At 51.6% G+C, this 919-nt stretch carries 1 rRNA gene; it reads left to right on the forward strand.

What is annotated here, in order from left to right:
- Positions 1 to 919 (forward strand): 23S ribosomal RNA (locus NB463_RS23905); the annotation flags it as partial.

Here is a 919-nt window from a genome sequence, read left to right on the forward strand (position 1 = left end):
TTTGTATAATGGGTCAGCGACTTATATTCAGTGGCAAGGTTAACCATCTAGGGGAGCCGTAGGGAAACCGAGTCTTAACTGGGCGTTCAGTCTCTGGATATAGACCCGAAACCAGGTGATCTAGCCATGGGCAGGTTGAAGGTTGAGTAACATCAACTGGAGGACCGAACCGACTAATGTTGAAAAATTAGCGGATGACTTGTGGCTAGGGGTGAAAGGCCAATCAAACCTGGAGATAGCTGGTTCTCCCCGAAAGCTATTTAGGTAGCGCCTCGGACGAATACTACTGGGGGTAGAGCACTGTTAAGGCTAGGGGGTCATCCCGACTTACCAACCCTTTGCAAACTCCGAATACCAGTAAGTACTATCCGGGAGACACACGGCGGGTGCTAACGTCCGTCGTGGAGAGGGAAACAACCCAGACCGCCAGCTAAGGTCCCAAATTACTACTAAGTGGGAAACGATGTGGGAAGGCTCAGACAGCCAGGATGTTGGCTTAGAAGCAGCCATCATTTAAAGAAAGCGTAATAGCTCACTGGTCGAGTCGGCCTGCGCGGAAGATGTAACGGGGCTAAGTAGTAAACCGAAGCTGCGGCAATACTCTTTGAGTATTGGGTAGGGGAGCGTTCTGTAAGCGGTTGAAGGTGTGTGGTAACGCATGCTGGACGTATCAGAAGTGCGAATGCTGACATGAGTAACGATAAAGGGGGTGAAAAACCTCCTCGCCGGAAGACCAAGGGTTCCTGTCCAACGTTAATCGGGGCAGGGTAAGTCGACCCCTAAGGCGAGGCCGAAAGGCGTAGTCGATGGGAAACGGGTTAATATTCCCGTACTTCTTACAATTGCGATGGGGGGACGGAGAAGGCTAGGTGGGCCTGGCGACGGTTGTCCAGGTTCAAGTGCGTAGGCTGAGAAATTA

It is taken from the genome of Vibrio sp. RM-41-2B (assembly GCF_024744415.1).
In the GTDB taxonomy this organism is placed as follows: domain Bacteria; phylum Pseudomonadota; class Gammaproteobacteria; order Enterobacterales; family Vibrionaceae; genus Vibrio; species Vibrio diabolicus.